Raw genomic sequence first — 16,938 nt, forward strand, 5'->3', positions numbered from 1 at the left:
GCGGATTCTATTTCCTTATGCGGTACAGGCTACTCGCTGACGGTGCCGACCGGCGCCGTTTCGATCCTGAATGCGGCCGAGATCAGCGCTTTGGTATAGTCGGTCTGCGGCCGTTCGAAAATCTGTTCGGATGGGCCGGTTTCGACGATCCTGCCATTGCGCATGACGATGACGTCGTTGGCAAGCGCGCGGATGACCTTCAGGTCGTGGCTGATGAACAGATAGGCGAGGTCGTGCTTCGCCTGCAGGCTGCGCAAAAGATCGACCACCTGCGCCTGCACGCTCATGTCGAGCGCCGAGGTCGGCTCGTCCAGCATGACGAAGCGCGGGTTGAGCACCATGGCGCGGGCGATGGCGATGCGCTGGCGCTGGCCGCCGGAAAACTCGTGCGGATAGCGATTGCGCGTGGCGGGGTCGAGCCCGACTTCCCCGAGCACATCGACGATGCGCTTGTCGCGCTCATCGTGCGACAGCTTCGGCTCGTGGATCTTCAGCCCTTCCTCGATGATCTCGGAGACCGACATGCGCGGGCTCAACGACCCGAACGGATCCTGGAAGACGATCTGCAGCTCGCGCCGCAGCGGCCGCATGGCGTTGAATGACAGTTCGTTGATATCGCGCCCGTTGAACCGAATGGTCCCGGTCGACGAGATCATCCTGGCCAGCGCCAGGCCGAGCGTCGTCTTGCCAGAGCCGGATTCGCCGACGACGCCGAGCGTCTGGCCGGCGCGCACGGTGACGTCGATGCCGTCCACCGCCTTCACATTGTCGACGGTGCGCCGGAAAAAGCCCTTCTTGATCGGAAACCAGACTTTTATGTCCTGGCCCGTCATCACAGGCTTGGCGGCAGCGTTGGCGGCGGGCGGTTTGCCCTTCGGTTCGGCGGCCAGCAGATGCCGCGTATAGGTGTGCTGCGGGTTGGCGAAGATATCTTTCGTCGGTCCGGTCTCGACGATCTTGCCCTTGGTCATCACGCAGACCCGGTCGGCGATCTTTCTGACGATGCCGAGATCGTGGGTGATGAACAGCATCGACATGCCCTTGCGGCTCTTCAGCTCCGCAAGCAGTTCGAGGATCTGCGCTTGCACGGTGACGTCGAGTGCCGTCGTCGGTTCGTCGGCGATCAGCAGTTCCGGTTCGTTGGCCAGTGCCATGGCGATCATGACGCGCTGGCGCTGGCCGCCGGAAAGCTGGTGCGGATAGGCGTCGAGCCGCTTCTCCGGCTCGCGGATACCGACCTCGTTAAGCAGCTCCAGGGTGCGCGCCCTGGCTTGGCGGTCGCCCAGGCCCTGGTGCAGCGCCAGCACCTCGACGATCTGCTGCTCGATAGTGTGCAGCGGATTGAGCGAGGTCATCGGCTCCTGGAAGATCATGGTGATCTTGTTGCCGCGCACGCGGCGCAATGCCTTCTCGTCGGTGGCGAGCAGGTCGGCGCCCTGGAACAGGATCTTTCCCGATGGATGGCTGGCAGCCGGATAAGGCAGCAGCTTCAGCACCGACAGCGCCGAGACCGACTTGCCGGAGCCGGATTCGCCGACCAGCGCCACCGTCTCGCCCTTGGCGATGTCGAAGGAGATGTGGTCGACGGCCGTCGACTGGCGGCCTTCCTGCGCGAAGGCGACGCTGAGATCGCGCACGGAGAGGAGAGGGGCTTCGCTCATCTAAACGTCTTGCGCGGATCGAAGGCGTCGCGGGTCGCTTCGCCGACGAAGACCAGCAGCGACAGCATCAGCGAGATGACGACGAAGCCGGAAATGCCCAGCCATGGCGCGTTGAGGTTGCGCTGCGCCTGCTTCAGGAGCTCGCCCAGCGACGCCGAGCCGGGCGGCAGGCCGAAGCCAAGGTAGTCGAGCGAGGTCAGCGTCGAGATCGAGCCGCTGAGCAGAAAGGGCAGGAAGGTCAGCGTCGCCACCATGGCGTTTGGCAACAGATGCCGGAACATGATGGTGCCATTGGGTACGCCGAGCGCGCGGGCGGCGTTGACATATTCGAAGTTGCGGGCGCGCAGGAACTCGGCCCGCACCACGCCGACCAGCGCCACCCAGGAGAACAGCAGCATCAGTCCAAGCAGGATGAAGAAGCCGGGCGGCAGGATGGCGGCGACGATCAGCAAGAGATAGAGCACCGGGATCGCCGACCAGATCTCTATGAAGCGCTGGAACAGAAGGTCGGTCCAGCCGCCGAAATAGCCCTGCAATGCCCCGGCCGTCACGCCGATCAGCGCCGAGCCGGCGGTGAGGATCAGGCCGAACAGCACCGAGACCCTGAATCCGTAAATAACGCGCGCCAGCACATCGCGGGCCTGGTCGTCGGTGCCCAGCCAGTTCCAGTTGCCGACGGCGCAATTGGGGTCGGCGGCACCTTGCGGATACTGGTTGCAGCGTGTCTTGACGTCATAGAGCCAGGACGGCTTGGTGGGCGCCGCCTCGGGGATCGCGTTGTTGACGGTCCGGTAGGAGTAGCGGACCGGCGGCCAGATCATCCAGCCATGGGCATTGATCTCGTCCTGGATGACCGGGTCACGATAGTCGGTGACCGCATAAAAGCCGCCGAACTTCTCCTCGGGATAAGCGACCAGGACCGGAAACAGGATCTCGCCCTTGTAGGAAACGAGGACCGGCTTGTCGTTGGCGATCCATTCGGAAAACAGCGACAGCACGAAAAGCACGAGAAAGATCCACAACGACCAATAGCCGCGCCGGTTGGCCCTAAAATTCTGCAGGCGCCGCTGGTTGAGCGGCGACAGCCAGGGCCGGGCAATCCGGTCCGGCGCCGTTTGGGCTGCGGCCCCGGCCATCAGACGTCTCTCCGCTCGAAGTCGATGCGCGGGTCGACCCAGGTATAGATCAGGTCGGACAGGAGCCCGACGATCAGGCCAAGCAGCGAGAAGATGTAGAGATTGGCGAACACCACCGGGTAGTCGCGCTCGACCACCGACCTGAAACCGAGCAGGCCGAGGCCGTCGAGTGAAAAGATGTTCTCGATCAGCAGCGAGCCGGTGAAGAAGGCCGAGATGAAGGCGCCGGGAAAGCCGGCAACGACGATCAGCATGGCGTTGCGGAAGACGTGTCCGTAGAGAACCTGCCGTTCCGACAGGCCCTTGGCGCGCGCGGTCACCACATATTGCTTGCGGATTTCTTCGAGGAACGAATTCTTGGTCAGCAGCGTCGTGGTGGCGAAGGCCGACAGCACCAGCGCCGTCAGCGGCAAGGTCATGTGCCAGAGATAGTCGACGATCCGCGCCGGCCAGGACAGTTGGTCCCAATTGTCGGAGGTGATGCCTCGCAGCGGAAACCAGTCGTAGAAGGATCCGCCGGCAAACAGCACCATCAGCAGGATGCCGAACAGGAAGCCCGGAATGGCGTAGCCGACAATGACGACGCCGCTGGTCCATACGTCGAATGCCGAGCCGTCCTTGACTGCCTTGCGGATGCCGAGCGGGATCGAGATCAGGTAGGACAGCAGCGTGATCCACAGCCCGATCGAGATCGATACCGGCATCTTCTCCAGGATCAGATCGATCACAGAGATGTCACGGAAATAGCTGTCGCCGAAATCGAACCGGATATAGTTCCACAGCATCATGCCGAAGCGCTCGAGCGGTGGCTTGTCGAAGCCGAACTGCTTTTCCAGCTTGGCGATGAATTCGGGGTCGAGCCCCTGCGCGCCGCGATATTTCGAACCGACGTTGCCGGCCACGTCGAAATTGCTGGCGCCGGCGTCGCCACCGCCACCGCCAAGGCGATCGCTGCCGCCCTGGTTGGTCAGCCTGGCGATGACCTGCTCGACCGGCCCGCCCGGCGCGAACTGGATGACGGCGAAGGACACCGCCATGATGCCGAACAGGGTCGGGATCATCAGCAGGATGCGGCGCAGGATATAGGCGCCCATCAGATGTTGTCTTCCTTGAGGGAGACCATTGTGTCTGGAGATGCCGCCAAGGCAATCGCCTCGAACCAATTTTCGACACTGGCGCCGCCCCTCATTGTCCGGCCGGACATTTCTCCCCGTATAGGGACGGGGAGAAAGGGGCTGGCCGCAATCTCGGCGCTTTTATTGCCCCGCTTGTGATTGGCGAAACCCTCGATGGAAGCGCCCCTCTCCCCGTCGCTATACGGGGAGAGGATGCCGGCAGGCAGGTGAGGGGCGGCGCCAACGCCCGCAAGAAATTTAGGCTTTGCCAATCTTTGCCGCCTTGTCCTTGTCGAACCACCACAGCGCCTCGACCGGAAAGCCGAAATCAGGCTTCTGCTCGGGAAAGCCGAACATGTCCCAATAGGCTACTCGGTGATTCGCGAGATAATATGTTGGAATCCAGTCTAGCCGCGCGCGCAAGACCCGATCGAGTGCTTTGAGCGCCGTGACCAGTTCGATCCGGCTTTGCGCCTTGCCGGCTGCCTCGATCAGCGCATCGATGGCCCTGCTTTCCGTACCGGGATAGTTGCGCATTCCCGGCGTTTTCGCCATCCGGGAATCATAGAGTATCTCCAGGCCGTCGGCAGTCGGCGTCGCCCCGATCGACCAGGCGAGCAGGGTGAAATCGAAGTCGAAATTGCTCTGCCGCTGTTCATACTGTGTCGAATCGACCTGCCGGATCGAAGCGTCGATGCCGATCGTTTTCATGTTCTCGGCCCACGGCGAGAAAAGCCGAACGATGCCATCGTCCTCGGCCAACATTTCCACCCGCAGCCGCTCGCCCTTTTCATTGACGACGAAATTGCCCGCCCGCTTCCAGCCGGCTTCGGCAAGCAGTCTCGAAGCCGCGCGCAGCAGCTTACGGTCGTGGCCCGAACCGTCGGAGACAGGCTGCATCACCGCTTCGCCAAAGGTTTCCGGCGGCAGCTCGGCTCGAAACGGCTCCAACAGGGCCAATTCCTCGGCCGAGGGCAGGCCCTCGGCCTTGTAATCCGACCGTTCGAAGTTCGATTGCGAGCGCTCGTAGGCGCCGTAGAACAAAACCCGCTTGGTCCATTCGAAATCGAAGCAATTGGCAATCGCTCGTCTGACGCGCACATCGCGGAATTGCGCACGGCGCTGGTTCAGCGCGACAGCCTGCATGGATGGCGTTTTCTCGCCGGGAAATTCGCGTTTGACGACTCTGCCGTCCTTCAGCGCCGGGAAATCGTAACCGGTCGCCCATACGCGCGAGGTAAATTCCTCGCGAAAATGCGTGTCCCCCTTTTTCAAGGCTTCAAACGCTGCCTGGCGATTGATGTAAAAATCGATACGGATGCGGTCAAAATTATAGAGGCCGCGGTTCACGGCCAGATCCCTGCCCCAATAGTCGGCGACGCGTTCATATTCGACGGTCTGCCCGGCCGCCACGCGCCCTATTTTATATGGTCCGGAGCTGAGCGGCGGTTTCATCGTCGAGGCATCGAAATCATTGACCGTATAAAAGGCTTTGGACACGATCGGCATTGCCACGATCGCAAGGATATTCTGCGCGGATTGTTTGCCGTTGAAGGTAAGGTCGAGGGTCACCGGATCGACCGCCACCGCTTCCGTCATATGCCGCAACACCTGGGACAGGTTCGGGTGGCCCTTGTCCTTGTAAAGCTTCAATGCGAAGGCGACGTCCTCCGCCGTCAGTGGCGAGCCGTCGTGGAAGCGCGCTTGAGGTCGCAGGCTGAAGCGGAAGCCATTGCGGTCCGGCGATAAGGTGACGGACTCGGCAAGCCGGCCATAGACCGCATCCGGCTCATCGAGTGCGCTTGCCATCAGCGAATCGAAACAGAGTTCGGTGCGCGGCGGCGATTCCCCCCTCAACACCAGGGAATTCAGCGTGTTGAACGTCAGGAAGCTCTGATTGAAGGTGGAGTTCGGCGGTGCGAAATTCATCTGGCCGCCCTTGGCGGCGTCCGGATTGACATAGTCGAAATGTGTGAAACCTGGGGAATATTTGAGGTCGCCGAAGGCCGACAGCCCGTGCAGCTTGACGCCGGTCGCGATGGCGGCGAAGGCCCGGCCGGGCAGCAAAGCTGCCGCCGTGGCCGCGGCGCCCAGGGCCAGAAAGTCGCGGCGGGCCAGAGAGTTGCGGCAGGGGAGCGCCGCCATCAATTGCCACTCTTGTATTTTGCCGCCAGCGCCTTTTCCTTGTCCGGGTCGATCCACCAGGAACTCTGGTCGACGCCGCTATAGGCCGGTTGCTTCTCCGGGATGCCGAATTTGTTCCAGTAGGCGATACGAATTTTTCCCAAGTGCCACTGTGGGATCATGTAGTAGTTCCAGAGCAGCACGCGGTCCAGTGCGTGGGTGGCCGCTATGAGATCGTTCCGATCGGTAGCAAAGATCACTCGGTCGATGAGGGCGTCGACGATCGGGTTCTTGATCCCTGCCAAATTGCGTGACCCTGATGTATCGGCTGCAGTGGAGCTGAAGAAATCCCGCTGTTCGTTACCCGGCGAATTGGATTGCTGGAAGCCGGCAACCGCCAGCATATCGAAATCGAAGGCGCGGGTCCGGTTCGTGTACTGACTGTCGTCAACGATGCGCAGCGTGGCATCGATGCCGAGACGTCTGAGATTGTCAATCAAGGGCCCGGCGACGCGTTCGTCTACGGGGTCGTTGCCGAGAAATTCGATCCTGAACGGTTCGCCGGTCTTTTCGTTGACGAGCTTGCCGCCGCGATTGACCCAACCCGCTTGCTTGAAGAGGTCATAGGCCTTCCGAAGATTTTCACGCCCCGACTGCGGCGTGGTGTAGACGGGCAGCTTGAACTCCTGGGTGAACAGTTCGGGCGGCAGCTTGTCGCGATATTGCTGCAGGATTTCCAGCTCCTTGCCCTGCGGCAGACCGCTTGAGGCTAAATCGCCACCTTCGAAATAACTGTCCGTGCGCGTATAGGCGCCGAAGAAGATGGTGCGGTTCATGCTCTCGAAATCATAGGCGTAGGTCAGAGCCTGGCGCACGCGCACGTCCTGAAAGAGCGACCGGCGCGTGTTCATCACGTAGGCCTGCATGGGTTCCGGCGAGGTTGTGGGATATTCCGCTTTTATGACGTCCCCCGCTTTGATGGCGGGAAAGGTGTACTCGACTGCCCATCTCTGGGCCCGTGACTCAACGCGAAAATCCTCAAAGCCGCCCTTGGTGAAGGCCTGCCAAGAGGCATTGTCGTCGAGAAAGTAGCTGAAACGCTGCCTGTCGAAATTCTCTCGCCCGATCTTCACCGGCAGCTTGGCACCCCAGTAGTCCGGGACGCGCTGCCAGACGATCTCAGTGCCAGGCTTGAAGGTGGCGATCTTGTAGGCGGCCGAGCCGAGCGGCGGCTCCTGCGTCGGCTTGGTGATGTCGCGCTTCTTGCCGTTGGCGTCGGTGCCTTCCCACCAGTGCTTCGGCAGCACCACCAGATCGCCGAGGATCTTCGGCAGCTCCCGATTGCCCTTCTGGTCGAAATGGAACTCGACCTCGCGGTCCGAGATCGCGACGGCATCGGTTACGTTCTCGAAATAGCGGCTGTACATCGGGCTGTTGGCCTTCAGCACCTGAAACGACCAGATCACGTCGTCGGTGGTGATCGGCTTGCCGTCGTGCCACTTGGCCCGCGGATCGAGACGGTAGGTCGCCGAGGAATAGTCGTCCGGATGTTTGTAGGCGTCGGAGATCAGCGGATGGCTGACGCTGCCTTCGTCGGTCGCCTGCTCCATCAGCGTGTCATAGAGCAGGCCGCCGCCGAACGGGACGAAGCCGGCGGCGAAGGAACCCTGGACGATATAGGGATTGAAGCTGTCGAACGTGCCGAGCACCACCGAATTTAGGGTGCCGCCCTTCGGCGCGTCCGGATTGACGTAGTCGTAGCGCTGGAAGTTGTTGCCGTATTTGGATTCGCCGATCAGCGACGAGGTGGTGCGCCATTCGTCCGCGAAGGCTGCTTGCAGGCCGCCGGCGAAAGCCGCCACAACCAGCGTCGATCTGAGAAACGTTCGGCCAACCGTCATGCCTTCTCCTCTGCGCGATAGCTGTCAGCCGACAATCTAGTTCATTTGACGCTCATGAAAACCGCGACAGGTCGCCTTTGTCGCCGCACATGCGCTTCTCCGATTGAAAAAGCCGGGCTGAACCCGGCTTTTTCAAGGAATGTACGATTACAATTGCGTTATTGCGCCGGCGCTGGTGGCGGAGCAGCTGGGGCCGGCGCAGGTGCTGCCGGCGCTGCACCCTCTGCGGGTTTGGCCGGTGCTGCACTTTCTGCCGGTTTGGCCGGCGCCGCGCCTTCGGCGGGCGCGGCGGCATTCTCGGCCGAAGCGCCGGGTGCCGGCAGCGGCTTTGGACTGTCCGACAGCGTGCGCAGATAGGCGATGACGTTGGCGCGGTCCTCGTCCTTCGGCAGGCCGGCGAAGCCCATCGCCGTGCCCTTCACGAGCTTCTTCGGCGAGAGGAGAAAGTGATTGAGGTTGTCATAGGTCCACTTCTCGGCGCCGCCCTTGGAAAAATCCTTCATCCCGGCCGAATAGGCGAAGCCTCCATGCTCGGCGACGGGACGGTCGATGAGGTCCCAGAGATCGGGGCCGACCTTGTTCGGCCCGCCCTTCTCGCCGGAGTGACAGGCCTGGCACTTCTTGAACACGGCGGCACCCGCCTCGACATTGGCGTTGGCCAGGAGGTCGGCGATCGGCTTGGCTTCTGAAGCGGGGGCTGCCGGGCCGCCCTCGGCAGGCTCCTCGGTCGCCTCGATGGCAAAGCCGGGTTTTTCCGGTGCGGGGGAGGCGAACAGCGCGTCGGACACAATGCCGACCGAGAAGACGACGAACACGGTTCCGAGCAGGCCGCCGATCAGCTTGTTGATTTCGAAAGAGTCCATACGCCCCAGGCTCCCTTTTCCGGCGGACCGATCCGTCCACTCCGTCCGTCGGTAATCGTGAACCACCCCACAAGGCGGTCAAATCGGGCGGAAACTAGGTCTTTTGCTCTGGCGTTGCAACACCTATAAGGGCGCTTCCAGTGAGACCTTTTGCCACTTTTCCCTCCCTCTTTTTCGGACGCTTCATCACCGATGTCCACGCTCATCCTCATCCCGGCCCGCATGGCCTCGACCCGCCTGCCGGGCAAGCCGCTAGCCGACATCGCCGGCGTCCCGATGATCGTCCATGTCGCCCGCCGCGCCGCCCACGCAGGGCTCGGCCGGGTGGTGGTCGCCACCGATACCGAAAGCGTGGCCGAAGCGGTGCGCGCGCACGGTTTCGAGGCGGTGATGACGCGCGTCGGCCACGAATCGGGCTCCGACCGCATCTTCGAGGCGCTGGCCACGCTGGATCCCGGGCGTAAGGTCGAAACGATCGTCAATGTGCAAGGCGACCTGCCGACCATCGATCCCGACATCATCAATGCCGCGCTGAGGCCTTTCGCGGATGCGACGGTCGACATCGCCACGCTCGGTATCGAGATCGTCCGCGACGAGGAAAAGACCAACCCGAATGTCGTCAAGATCGTCGGCTCGCCGCTGTCGGAGACACGGCTGCGGGCGCTCTATTTCACCCGCGCCACGGCACCCTGGGGCGAGGGGCCGCTCTATCACCACATCGGCCTCTATGCCTATCGCCGCTCAGCGCTCGAACGCTTCGTCGCGCTGAAGCCATCGCCGTTGGAACGGCGCGAGAAGCTCGAGCAGTTGCGGGCGCTGGAGGCCGGCATGCGCATCGACGCCGAGATTGTGCAATCGGCGCCGTTCGGCGTCGACACGCCGGACGATCTCGAACGCGCCAGAACCCTCCTTTCAACCTGAAACATCCGGTCAACCTGAGAATGCCTGAAAAAACCAACAGAATAGCCTTCCAGGGCGAGCCGGGCGCCAATTCCGACACTGCCTGCCGCAACATGTTCCCAGATATGGAGCCGTTGCCGTGTCCGACCTTCGAGGATGCCTTCAATGCGGTCGAGACCGGCAAGGCCGACCTCGCCATGATCCCGATCGAGAACACGATTGCCGGGCGCGTCGCCGACATCCACCACCTCCTGCCGGAATCGAAGCTGCACATCGTCGGCGAATATTTCCTGCCGATCCATTTCCAGCTGATGGTCTTGCCGGGCGTCAGGCGCGACGAGATCAAGACCGTGCACAGCCACATCCATGCGCTCGGCCAGTGCCGCAAATACATCCGCAAGAACGGCTGGAAGCCGGTGGTCGCCGGCGACACGGCGGGTGCCGCCAAGCTGATCGCCGAGCTGAAGGACCGCACCATGGCGGCGCTGGCGCCGGCCTTGGCCGCGACGCTCTACGGGCTCGACATCATCGAGGAGAATGTCGAGGACACCGACAGCAACGTCACCCGTTTCGTCGTGCTGACCAAGAACAGGCAGTGGGCACAACGCCCTTCCGCCGAAGCCAGGATGATGACGACGTTCATCTTCCGCGTCCGCAACGTGCCGGCCGCGCTCTACAAGGCGATGGGGGGCTTTGCCACCAACGGCATCAACATGACCAAGCTGGAGAGCTACCAGCTCGGCGCATTCACCGCGACTCTGTTCTATGCCGATATCGAGGGCCATCCCGACGATCCTTTGGTCAAGCTGGCACTCGACGAGCTTGCCTTCTTCTCGCGCGAAATGCGGATCCTTGGCGTCTACCCGGCCAGCGAATCGCGCGAGCAATGGAAGGTGGCGGATTAGCTCCCCCTGCGGCGTCCGGACCTAGCGCCTTGCCAGGTGACGAGCGTCGGGCGACATTCCTGCGATGTGGCTTCTGAAACTGATGCTCGCAGTCGCTGCATTGTATGCGGCCGTTGTCACCGTGGTGTATGTGCTTCAGTCCTGGCTGATCTTTCCGGCCGGCCTTGCGGCGTTCGGACCCGATCTGCCGGCCGGGGCCCGCCATGTCGAACTGGGGACGAAGGACGGCGAGCGCGTCGTTCTGGTGCGCCTGCCGGCAAGGCAGACGCCGGCCACGCCGCGCCCGCTCCTGCTGGGATTCGCCGGCAATGCCTGGAATGCCGACGCACTTGCCCTCATGCTGCACCAGCTTTTCCCAGAACATCAGGTCGCTGCGCTGCACTACCGCGGATATGCGCCGAGCAGCGGAAGCCCGTCGGCCGCCGCCCTGTTCGAGGACGCCCGACGCGCCCACGACCACCTGGCCACCGATGCCAAAGCCGGCATCGTCGCCATCGGCCTTAGCGTCGGCGCTGCGGTTGCGGTCGATCTGGCGACGGCCCGGCCGTTGCGCGGCATCGTCATGGTTACACCCTTCGATTCGCTGAGAGAACTCGCCGCTCACCACTATCCCTGGCTGCCGGTTCGCCTCCTGCTGCGGCACCGCATGGAGGCGGCAGAATCCCTGCGCGACCTCGATGTGCCCACGGCCGTAATCACCGCCGAAAACGACACCATCGTTCCTGCCGCACGTTCGGCACCTCTGCGCGAGGCTGCCCGTGATCTGCGCAACCACATCGCCATAGCGGCCGGCCACAACGACCTCTATGGCCATCCCGATTTCGCCGGAGCGCTACGCGCCTCCGTTGCAGCGGTCACGCGCGATTGACGAGCAGTTCCCAGATGTCGGAATTCCGGCTCGACATTCGTCCTTTGGTTGCCTCAATCGAAGAAGGGACGCGACGAGATGAGGAAACTGCTCAATCGACGACGTCACGCACGATGGCGTCATGCAATCATCCGGAGCCTTCCAATGACCCCCACCATCACCGCCTTTGAACGGTCGCCCGATCGCGGAAGGGGACTGGCGCGTGACATGCGCGTTCGTTGGGCGCTTGAAGAAGTCGGCCAGCCCTACAAGGTTCGTCTTGTTTCGTTCAAAGCGATGAACGAACCCGCGCATCGAGCACTCCATCCTTTCGGACAGATTCCGACCTATGAGGAAGGCGATCTCGCCCTGTTCGAGTCGGGGGCGATCGTATTCCATATCGCCGAGCGCCATGCGGGCCTGTTGCCGGACGATGCGAATGCGCGGGCGCGCGCGATCACATGGATGTTTGCCGCGCTCAACACGGTGGAGCCGCCGATCCTTGAGCGCCAAACCGCGGTGCTCCTGGAGCGCGACGAGACCTGGCACGAACAGCGCCTGCCTACGGTCGAGGATCGCATCCGTGACCGGCTGGGCGAACTTTCCGATCGCCTGGGCGATGCCGACTGGCTCGATGGTGCGTTCAGCGCGGGGGACCTGATGATGGTGCACGTGCTGCTAAGGTTGAGCGGGTCGGGTATACTGGACGAATATCCGAACCTCTTCGCCTATGTCGCCCGGGGCGAAGCCCGGCCGGCCTACAAGCGTGCTTTCGCCGCTCAGTTGGCGGTTTTCGCTGGGACGTCACCGACCGGCTGATAAAGGTCCGCTATGGGGACGAACTTGCTCGTTCAGAACTCTGATCTTAGGACAGCGGCGCGTAGTCGATCTCGAGATACGCCTCGACCTCGGGGATCCAGCGGTCGCGGACGAAGGCGATGTGGTCGGGATGGTCGTTGTAACCTGTATAGGCGGCCTGGTCGGCGAACTCCATCGAGAAGCCGAAACGATAATCGTTCTTCGGGCTTACCTGACGCAGCTGCTCGAACTTTTCGACGCCCGGTATCGCAGCCAGTATTTTCGCATCAGCGAGGAATCTTGCCTCCTCGACTGAGCTGTCCTTGTGCTTCAGCCTGAACACCACTGTGTGACGGATCACTTGCTCCCCTATAAGTTTTTATGCGCTGTCGGCCCAGGCGCGGATGAGGTTATAGGCGATCGCCCCCTTCGGCGGGGTGACCAGGCCGCCCGGATGCTCGCGGGCCAGCATCGAGAGCACCTCGTCGCGAAAGAACCAGCGGCAGTCTTCGAGTTCGTTGAGGTCGGCCTGGATGTCGTCGTTGAGCGGTTCGCCGAAGCAGCCGATCATCAGCGAATAGGGAAACGGCCAGGGCTGGCTGGCATGGTAGACGACGCGGCCAAGCCGGATGCCGGCTTCCTCCAGCGTTTCACGGCGCACCGCCGCCTCGATCGTCTCGCCGGGTTCGATGAAGCCGGCGAGCGCCGAATACATGCCCGGTGCGAAATGCCGGCCGCGGCCAAGCAGGCATTTTTCGCGGGTCGCCGTCAGCATGATCGCCACCGGGTCGGTGCGCGGAAAATGCTCGGCGGCGCAGGCCGGGCAAAGTCGCTTGTAGCCGCCAGCCCGCATTTCGGCTTCGGTGCCGCATTTGCTGCAGAACCGGTGGCTGGCATGCCAGGCGAGCAGCGCTGCTCCTTGCGCCATCGCGCCGGCCGCCGCCTCGTCGATCAGCCCCTGCATATAGACCGAGCGATAGTCGATGGCCTTGATCGACTCCGGCAATTGTTCGGGATCGAGCCCGGCCGGCACGGCGAGCACCGGGCCGCTGTCGGAAAAACCGAGCAGGACGCCATGGTCGAGCGACACCTGGAGCGGCTGGCTTTCCTCGGCGCCGAACCAGGGGTCGAAGCCGCCATCCCTGAGCTTCAGGTAGAGCCGCCCGCCATGCATCAGCAAAAGCCTGACCGAGGGATCGGCGAGCGCCATTTCGACGGAATCGTCGGCGCGGTTTTCCGATTGCCGGTCGATCACATTGCCGGCGAAGCCGACGAACTGGCTCGGCTCGCGCAAGGGCGCGTCAAACAGGCGGATGCTCATGGGAGACTCAAGGTTCAGGATGGACACGGGACAGGCTTATAGCGCCGCCTTTATCTGTTGCGCAAACCGGCGAAGGTCCGAGCGCTGATAGGGCTCGCGCATGCCGTGCCCCCACACCGGGCCCGGCCAGCCGGGATCGCCTTCCGAGCGGGCGACGACATGGACATGCAACTGGCGCACGACGTTGCCGAGGGCGCCGCTGTTGATCTTGGTGCAGCCGCTCACCCTCTTCAGCGCCTGCGCCACCATATTGGTCTCGAAGGTCAGCATCGCCTGGTCGAGCGGCGTCAAATCGTGGATTTCCTCCACGCCCGGTCGCTGCGGCACCAGAAGCAGCCACGGCCAGCGGCGGTCGTTCATCACCCGCAGCTCGCATAGGCCGAGCCACATCAATTGCTCGCTGTCCGCCTCCAGACGAGCATCCAGCGTAAATCCGGCCTTGAGGCCCGGCAACATCGGCGTTCCTTCACTTTTGTCGTGTTTTTTAGACTTTTGAACGCTAAAGCGGCTGCCGGTGGCCCGCAAGAGGCGGCAAGCGAATCGTTGCTTTGTGACGGCAGTTATGCTAGTGGTTCGGCCATGGTGCTGCTTTGCGCCAATGACCCGCCCCGAGGCGGGTTTTCTGTTTCAGCATTCGGCGGCACTCCCGGCTGATTGAATCCTGCGCCCTTGCATTTCATCGCCGGATTGCCGATATGGAAGCGGGAGGTTGGTGGTGGACGGTCCACTCGCCAACCGGGTCAGGTCCGGAAGGAAGCAGCCCTAACGAGCCCGGAACGGGTCATTGTTCCAGCCTCCCACCTCTTCGCCTTTCTCCCGCGACATTGACGGCGCCAAGCCCTGCGGGCGAAACTATGCGCAGGAATCGGCCGCCTGCAGGCGCGGCCCTTGGAGCTTTACGGGCGAATGAGCGAAGCCGGAAATGCGGGAACGGAAAAGGCAGTCGCCTATCGCGTTCTGGCGCGCAAATACCGTCCTGCTAATTTTTCCGAACTGATCGGCCAGGAGCCGATGGTTCGCACCCTCACCAATGCTTTCGCCACCGGCCGCATCGCCCAGGCCTGGATGCTGACCGGTGTGCGTGGTGTCGGCAAGACGACGACGGCGCGCATTCTGGCGCGGGCGCTCAACTACAAGACCGCCACCGTCGACCAGCCTTGGGTCGACCTTGCCGTGCTGGGCGAGCATTGCCAAGCGATCATGGAAGGCCGCCATGTCGACGTGATCGAGATGGACGCCGCCTCGCATACCGGCATCGACGACATCAGAGACATCATCGAGCGCGTGCGTTACGCCCCGGTGTCGGCGCGCTACAAGGTCTACATCATCGACGAAGTGCACATGCTCTCGACCCAGGCCTTCAACGGCCTGCTGAAGACGCTGGAAGAGCCGCCGCCGCACGTCAAATTCATCTTCGCCACCACCGAAATCAGAAAAGTTCCGATCACCGTTCTGTCGCGTTGCCAGCGCTTCGACCTCAGGCGTATCGATGCCGGCACGCTGGTCGCGCATCTGTCCTCGATCGCCGGCAAAGAAGGCATTGCGGTCGACGACGACGCACTGGCGATGATCGCCCGTGCGGCCGAAGGATCGGCGCGCGATTCGCTGTCCATTCTCGACCAGGCGATCGCCCATGGCAGCGGCGCCGTCAGCGCCGAAGCGGTACGCGCCATGCTCGGGCTCGCCGACCGCGCCCGCATCGTCGACCTGTTCGAACATGTCATGAAAGGCGATGTGGCGTCCGCACTGGCCGAGTTCCGCAACCAGTACGATACCGGCGCCGATCCGGCCGCGGTGCTGACCGACTTGGCCGAGTTCAACCACCTCGTCACCCGGTTGCGCTTCGTGCCGACGGCCCTTGAGGACGCGTCGCTGTCGGAGGACGAGCGCCGGCGCGGCGCCGATTTCGCCAAGGCGCTGTCGGTCAGGGTGCTGTCGCGGACCTGGCAAATGCTGTTGAAAGGCATTCCCGAGGTGCAGTCCTCCAACCGGCCGGTCAGTGCCGCCGAAATGGTGCTGATCCGGCTAGCGCATGCCGCCGACCTGCCGACACTGGACGAGGCGCTGAAATCGCTGGAGAGCGGAGCGTCGGTGCCCAACGGCGCGCCACGCTCGAATGGTGCGCCCGCAAGCTCTGTCGTCGCAAATCCCGGCCCAGCAAGTCCCGGAAATGGCGGCGCCAGCGCTGTGGCGCAGACGCGGATGCCGACGGCCAATGGCGGCGCGCAGACCATGCGGCTGGTCGAACCCGCGCCGATGCCTGCAGCCTTCGTTCCGGAGCCGGTTGCGGATGCGCCGCCGGTGCCGGTGAAATCGCTGGCCGACATCGTCGCGCTTGCCGACGCCCAGCGCGACATGGCCTTCAAGGTGCTGGTGAAGCGCTGCGTGCGCCTGGTGCGCATCGAGCCCGGCCGCATCGACGTCAGCCTGACCGATGATGCGCCGAAGATGCTGCTCAACGACCTGACCGCCAAATTGCGCGCCTGGACCGGCCGCAGCTGGCTGGTGTCGCTGTCCAAGGAAGAGGGCGGCCAGACGCTGGCCGAGATGGAATCGACCAAACGCGAAAGCGCCCTCCTCGACGCCAAGAGCGACCCGACCGTCGCCGCCATCCTGGCGCGTTTTCCCGGCGCCAAGATCATCGACGTGCGCATCCCCGACGCACCGGAAGCCGATGCGGTGGAGGCAGAGGTTCCGATCGAGCCGGCGACAGACGAAGACGAAACCTAAAGCATGATCCCGAAAAATGGGAGCCGGTTTTCGGAGAAGATCATGCTCAACCAAAAGACACACGATCAATCGTAGAGGACCAAGCGATGAAAGATCTTCTCAGCCTGATGGGCAAAGCGAAAGAAATGCAGGCCAAGTTCCAGGCCATGCAGGACGAGATCGCCACGCTGGAAGCCACCGGACAGGCCGGCGGCGGCCTGGTCAGCGTGACGCTGACCGGCAAATTCGAGATGAAGGCGCTGAAGATCGACCCGTCTCTGTTCAAGGAGGAGGAGGTCGAGATTCTGGAGGATCTGCTTCTCGCCGCCCACAATGACGCAAGGGCCAAGGTCGAGCAGATGATGCAGGAAAAGACCCAGGCACTGACCGCAGGACTGCCGATACCGCCGGGAATGAAGCTGCCGTTCTAAGGTGTTGATAGCTATGCCGGTCGACTGAACCCATTGCTCGAGCCTTGGGGAAGGCTCCCTGCGGGTATCCTATGATAGGACCCATGCCGTTATAGTGGCCATGGAGTGCTGTGCCGCGATTCGGCGGTCGCTTGCTCCACCGGTGTGTCCATTCGGCAACTCCGCGCACTTAATAACGCTTTAGCCATCTTTTTGCCTGAAAGTGTCTCATTCTTGCCGCAACCAGG

General features: G+C 62.8%; 15 protein-coding genes and 1 other RNA gene. 7 read left to right on the forward strand and 9 right to left on the reverse strand.

The genetic code is table 11. The features are described from left to right. Positions 1 to 29: 29 nt before the first annotated feature. The 6 genes from CIT31_RS27130 to CIT31_RS27160 all read right to left on the reverse strand — a co-directional run bounded on the left by CIT31_RS27130 (position 30) and on the right by CIT31_RS27160 (position 8,800). Positions 30 to 1,661, reverse strand: coding sequence for an ABC transporter ATP-binding protein (locus tag CIT31_RS27130; protein WP_095521119.1), 1,632 nt, complete (start codon positions 1,659 to 1,661; stop codon positions 30 to 32). Next, positions 1,658 to 2,797 (reverse strand): ABC transporter permease, encoded by a 1,140-nt coding sequence (locus CIT31_RS27135; RefSeq protein WP_095521120.1) that lies wholly within the window; start codon positions 2,795 to 2,797, stop codon positions 1,658 to 1,660. Before CIT31_RS27135 ends, CIT31_RS27130 begins: the two co-directional genes overlap by 4 nt. Continuing rightward, a complete protein-coding gene (locus tag CIT31_RS27140; RefSeq protein WP_095521121.1) occupies positions 2,797 to 3,891 on the reverse strand; it encodes a microcin C ABC transporter permease YejB in 1,095 nt (364 codons plus the stop codon). The genes CIT31_RS27135 and CIT31_RS27140 overlap by 1 nt, the downstream gene beginning before the upstream one ends. A gap of 279 nt (positions 3,892 to 4,170) precedes the next feature. After that, entirely contained in the window at positions 4,171 to 6,057 is a 1,887-nt protein-coding gene (locus tag CIT31_RS27150) for an extracellular solute-binding protein (RefSeq protein WP_095521123.1), read from the reverse strand. Next, positions 6,057 to 7,937: an extracellular solute-binding protein gene (locus tag CIT31_RS27155; protein WP_095521124.1), complete on the reverse strand. Its 1,881-nt coding sequence runs from the start codon at positions 7,935 to 7,937 to the stop codon at positions 6,057 to 6,059. Before CIT31_RS27155 ends, CIT31_RS27150 begins: the two co-directional genes overlap by 1 nt. Positions 7,938 to 8,095: 158 nt before the next feature. Then, entirely contained in the window at positions 8,096 to 8,800 is a 705-nt protein-coding gene (locus CIT31_RS27160; protein ID WP_095521125.1) for a c-type cytochrome, read from the reverse strand. Between the two features lie 192 nt (positions 8,801 to 8,992). On the opposite strand from CIT31_RS27160, the gene CIT31_RS27165 reads away from it, so the two are divergent. From CIT31_RS27165 to CIT31_RS27180, 4 genes are all read left to right on the forward strand, one after another. After that, positions 8,993 to 9,721 (forward strand): 3-deoxy-manno-octulosonate cytidylyltransferase, encoded by a 729-nt coding sequence (locus tag CIT31_RS27165; protein ID WP_095521126.1) that lies wholly within the window; start codon positions 8,993 to 8,995, stop codon positions 9,719 to 9,721. Between the two features lie 20 nt (positions 9,722 to 9,741). Continuing rightward, complete coding sequence (locus tag CIT31_RS27170) at positions 9,742 to 10,605, forward strand: prephenate dehydratase (protein ID WP_029356989.1); 864 nt, start codon at positions 9,742 to 9,744, stop codon at positions 10,603 to 10,605. A gap of 64 nt (positions 10,606 to 10,669) precedes the next feature. Beyond that, entirely contained in the window at positions 10,670 to 11,473 is an 804-nt protein-coding gene (locus CIT31_RS27175; RefSeq protein WP_095521127.1) for an alpha/beta hydrolase, read from the forward strand. 144 nt (positions 11,474 to 11,617) lie between these two features. Beyond that, complete coding sequence (locus CIT31_RS27180) at positions 11,618 to 12,271, forward strand: glutathione S-transferase family protein (protein WP_095521128.1); 654 nt, start codon at positions 11,618 to 11,620, stop codon at positions 12,269 to 12,271. A gap of 46 nt (positions 12,272 to 12,317) precedes the next feature. Here CIT31_RS27180 and CIT31_RS27185 read toward each other — a convergent pair whose 3' ends face one another. Genes CIT31_RS27185 through CIT31_RS27195 form a run of 3 tightly spaced genes read right to left on the reverse strand, consistent with a single transcriptional unit; the run spans position 12,318 to position 14,027 of the window. Beyond that, positions 12,318 to 12,611, reverse strand: a complete 294-nt coding sequence (locus CIT31_RS27185) for a Dabb family protein (protein ID WP_095521129.1) — start codon at positions 12,609 to 12,611, stop codon at positions 12,318 to 12,320. Positions 12,612 to 12,629: 18 nt separating this feature from the next. Beyond that, positions 12,630 to 13,571 (reverse strand): NAD(+) diphosphatase, encoded by a 942-nt coding sequence (gene nudC / locus CIT31_RS27190; RefSeq protein ID WP_029356986.1) that lies wholly within the window; start codon positions 13,569 to 13,571, stop codon positions 12,630 to 12,632. A gap of 36 nt (positions 13,572 to 13,607) precedes the next feature. Then, positions 13,608 to 14,027 (reverse strand): HIT domain-containing protein, encoded by a 420-nt coding sequence (locus tag CIT31_RS27195; protein WP_029356985.1) that lies wholly within the window; start codon positions 14,025 to 14,027, stop codon positions 13,608 to 13,610. 248 nt (positions 14,028 to 14,275) lie between these two features. Between CIT31_RS27195 and ffs the strand changes: the two genes are divergently transcribed. The 3 genes from ffs (at position 14,276) to CIT31_RS27210 (ending at position 16,711) form a co-directional block, all read left to right on the forward strand. Continuing rightward, positions 14,276 to 14,372, forward strand: an RNA gene (gene ffs, locus CIT31_RS27200) — signal recognition particle sRNA small type. Positions 14,373 to 14,477: 105 nt separating this feature from the next. Beyond that, positions 14,478 to 16,301, forward strand: coding sequence for a DNA polymerase III subunit gamma/tau (locus CIT31_RS27205; RefSeq protein WP_095521130.1), 1,824 nt, complete (start codon positions 14,478 to 14,480; stop codon positions 16,299 to 16,301). Positions 16,302 to 16,387: 86 nt separating this feature from the next. Then, positions 16,388 to 16,711 (forward strand): YbaB/EbfC family nucleoid-associated protein, encoded by a 324-nt coding sequence (locus CIT31_RS27210; RefSeq protein WP_095521131.1) that lies wholly within the window; start codon positions 16,388 to 16,390, stop codon positions 16,709 to 16,711. Positions 16,712 to 16,938 lie beyond the last annotated feature (227 nt).

Source organism: Mesorhizobium wenxiniae, from assembly GCF_002284535.1.
Taxonomy (GTDB): domain Bacteria; phylum Pseudomonadota; class Alphaproteobacteria; order Rhizobiales; family Rhizobiaceae; genus Mesorhizobium; species Mesorhizobium wenxiniae.